Genomic DNA, 4146 nt, shown 5'->3' with positions numbered 1-4146 from the left:
GGGCTCAGGATATACCCGCCGCCGCGTCCGACGATCTGCTTGCGGTGGCGCACTTCGGCTCGCACGTCCTCGACCGAGCCGTGCGGCAGTGTTTCCTGCGTGCTGATGAGTCCGCAGAAGGTCAGCCGGTCCCCGAACTGCTGCTTGATGCTCTCCGGGTTCATCCCCGCCGGCTCCGGCTGTATGGCGTCGAGAATGTCGAGCCCCATCTCGATGAATGTCGGCATGATATCGTGCGTATCACCGCAGGAATGGAGCATCGCGAGTGCCCCGTGCTCGTGCGCCAGGTCAATGAAGCGCTTCAGCCGTGGCACAAAAAATGAATCGAACATTGCGGGAGAAAACAGCCTCCCCTTCTGCGTCCCGCAATCCTCGCCAAGGCAGAGAATGTCAACCTTTCCCCGGGCCGCATCCAGACCGCGCCGGCAGAACTCGTAGTAGAAATCGACGCGGCGGTCTATGATCGCGATGCCGACTTCGTCCTGGCTCACGATATCAACCAGCACCTGCTCCATCCCGCGACCCCGAGAGACGCCGTTGACGATGTCCGGCATACCCGCTCCGGCGAAGCACACCGCGTAGTCGGCAGCCTGATCGCACGCCACCTCGACCCCGGAGAAGTCGTAGTCATTGATATCCGGCCAGGGATAGGTCTCGACGTCGTCCATCGTCCTAATGCGAGCCAGCGCGAGGTCGGATGCCTCGGCGTAGGTGCCGAATTCGTTCGATACATTGCGGTATCCGACGCCCCACATATCGTACGTGTCCGCCAATCCGGGTCTCGACTCCGTATGCCCGCCCCGCCACACGGCACCGCGGTTCGCATCGCGTAGATCAATGCCGAGTGCAGTGACCACCTCGCGACCCGCGAAATGTTCTCGCAGCTGCTGCGATATCTCCGGCGTGAAATAGCCCTGCAGCGGGATCCGGTCGGGCGCTTGATGCGCGCACGCGATCTTGACCCGTTCCTTCGAGCTCAGCTTCGCGGATCTCATGGTGACCGATTCCCTCTCTTCATTTCACGTCGCGGACTGCCACTGCAACCCAATCCCAACGTGCCGTGCAATTCCCGCCGCCAAGCATCACGCAGAGCTCCTCGCCTGGCGGGAGCGACTCGATCGCCTCGAACGTATGCCGCACGCCCCCGTTGTAATGGAACCGAGCGGAGCGCCGTCCGTCCGCACCCGGCGCGGAGATCACCACCGTCAAGTCACACGGCACGGCAATCCGGGCCTCCGCCGGCCACCACACGCGCTCACCGTCTCTGGCCTGCAGACTCCCATCGCGCAGCGACCAGTCAACACCGCCGCCGCCGCTACTCGAACGGACGTGAAGCGTTGTCGCCTCGCCCGCGAAATGCGCGACGCGCGCCCGGATCACGACTTCTCCCGATGCCGTTCCGACTATCGGACCGCTTTCGACGACAACCGCACTCCCGCGCTCGCTCTCGAGCAGCAGGCCACCGTCGTCCGCACGCGCTTCAGCCCGCGAATGACCGAACCGGCGAACCGTCCACCGTGCCCCGTCCAACTCGATGAACTCATCGAAAAGTGCGCCCTCCGTCGGTCTTGGACTGACCTCGAAATCCAGTGTGATCGGCCGCCCGGGCGCCAGGGTCACCTCTCGTTCGACGATGCCGAAGCCACCACCTCCAGCCGCCACCCGTCGCTGGCCCAAGGGCATGGCGTCAAGCCGATAAGCCCCGTCGGCATCGGTGTTCGCACTCGCCGCACCCAGCGCGTTCACGAGCACCCCTGGCAGCCGCTCGCCCGCAGCGCTCCGCACCGTGCCCTGAATCCCGGTAGGTTCCTCGGACCACGCGCGAACCCAGTCCCAGACAGTCTCGGATTCGCTCCACCCGTAGATGAAGACGCGCAGAGAGCCCTCGCCAAGGTGCGGGTAGGCGGGGATGTGGTGTATCAAGACATCGTTGACATAGAAGTCCACCCACCGACAGCCGTCTCCCCGCGGTGGCCCGGCGACCATCCGCACCACGGCGGGGGGCTTGATATTGTCGCCGGTCGCCGAACTTCCGATTGCCCACGCCTGAGCGCGGCCGCGTTCGATGCCGACTTCGCAGAAATGCGAGAAATCGCCGGCGCCGGACCCGCCGTACAGGGTCATCAGCGCATTGGTCGCAACGTAGGATTCGATCTTCGCTTCCACGGCCGTTGCTCGTTCGGTGCTCCAGGGGATGGGCGCTGACAGCAATCCGAAGCGCGTATCCCGGCCTCCTTTGAGCATTACGGTACCGTCTTGGAGTGCATACGTGCCGCCTCGGTCGCCGGCCAGGTAGGTCGGCGTAAGTACGTCAGCGAGGTCGGCCCCGTCGAAGTTCGTGCCCACAGCCTCGCACGCTGCAAAGGGAAAAGGCAACTCGAGATCGGCGCGGCCCGGATGCTCACGGGGCACCTCGACGGGGGCGCTCGTCGCGATGCCGAGGCCGCGCGCGGTGGCGGAGACGCGCCACAGGCCGGGGCCCACATTGAGAGTATACTCCCCTGACGCGTCGGCCGTCCCGTCCACCCGCTCGCTGCCATCTTCGGCCCATACCAACGCGTTGAACACGCTGGTGTCTCCGCGAATCTCGCACCGCGCTGCTTCTCCGCAAGCGCTGACGGGGATGGCGAGAATCGTCAGCGACGGGCCCGGGAACGTGTACGAGAACCGCGCGCTTCCCACGGCGAAGGATGCCGAGCGCGCCCTGATGTCGTGCGGCTCGTCGGCCGTGTTGTACACCGCTACATCGGGCGCCGTGAGCGTCCACGCCTCGCCGCCGCCCGTGACGTTGCAGCCGTCGAGCATGACCTCCGCCTCGACCGGATCGAGGCTCTTGTTGACGACGCTGAGGTACAGCCGGTCACCGGCTTCGCTGCGTGTCGCGACGACGTCCAGCACATCGTGGCCTCGACCCTGTGCCGGGGAGTCGAACGGCGGGCAGGCCACGGACGTCTTGACCAGAGACGACCCCATGTTGTGAGCATGCATGCGAATGATCTCGTACAATGGCGTCACGAACAGTCCGGCGGAATGCGCCTGGATGATGCCACCGTTCCAGCCGTTGACGAGATCCGAAACGTTGAGCATCTGAACCGTATCCCCGCGGCGGATCATCTCGTTCAGGAAGCTCGCGCCCCACATCGCCGCCATCAGGCTATGGTTCATCTCGGGGCCGAAAGACGTGTTCCACTCGTTGAACGAGATCCGCAGCGGCTTGCCGGGCCGCATCTGCTCCGCCATGTCGCGCGTCTCGTCAATGAACCGCGCGCGATTGCCCGGCTCGGCGACACAGTCCGCGAATGACCCAGATCGGAAATAGTGATGCAGCACGAGCCAATCAATCTCCTCCGGCGCGACCTCGAACAGCGTTCGGTTCCACTCCATGTCGTGCCCGCAGGCGAAGATTGCGATGCGTGGATCTGCCGCGCGCAGGGCTTTGGCGAACTCCGCAAACCGCCGCGCATACATCCAGGCATCAACGTAGCCGATCTCCCAGTCGCCCCACAGCTCGTTGCCGATCTCCCAGTACCGCACGTCGTACGGTTTCGCGTGACCGTTGGCGGCGCGACGGCTGCCCCACTCAGTCGAAGCATCGCCGTTGCAGTACTCGAGCCATGCGAGCGCGTCGCGGAAGGCGCGCTCGGTGCTGTTGTTCGCGACGGTGCGTGCGCTGCCCGTGTCGCCAATATTGACACACATCATCGGCTCGGCGCCGACTTCTCGACACAACGCGATGAACTCATCCGTACCCATCTCGTTGCCCTCGACCGCGTTCCCCCAGGCATGGTTGATCGCTGTCGGGCGCGCGTCGCGCGGGCCGATGCCGTCGGTCCAGTGATAGCACTGGGCGAAGTTGCCGCCCGGAAACCGTATCACCGATGGCCGTAGCGCCCTGATCGCTGCAACCACGTCCGCCCGGAACCCGTGAACCGCGGTCGTCGGCATCAGGGATGCTTGGTCAAGCCACACCGTCCCCGGGCCCGTGAAAGAAACCGAGAACACCGCGTGCTCATCGTCCGCAGCCGGCGAAAGCCGGGCCGTGTGATAGGACAATTCGTCTGCGACTTCCGCAAACACCGCCGAAGCGTACGGCTCACCCTGTGCTGAACGCAGGGCAACAGTGACGGGACCGGCCAGCCCAAGTTG

At 64.9% G+C, this 4146-nt stretch carries 2 protein-coding genes; both read right to left on the bottom strand.

From position 1 onward, the window contains the following. A partial coding sequence (locus tag JSV65_00235; GenBank protein UCH34816.1) for a hypothetical protein occupies nt 1-995 on the bottom strand: 995 nt, incomplete at its 3' end. A 19-nt stretch (nt 996-1014) separates the two neighbouring features. After that, nucleotides 1015-4146 (bottom strand): carboxypeptidase regulatory-like domain-containing protein (locus JSV65_00230; GenBank protein UCH34815.1); only part of this gene is annotated, 3132 nt, incomplete at its 5' end.

The organism is Armatimonadota bacterium (assembly GCA_020354555.1).
Taxonomy (GTDB): Bacteria; Armatimonadota; Hebobacteria.
Note: the sequence above shows the minus strand (reverse complement) of the source record. Positions and strands in the feature narration are given on the sequence as shown.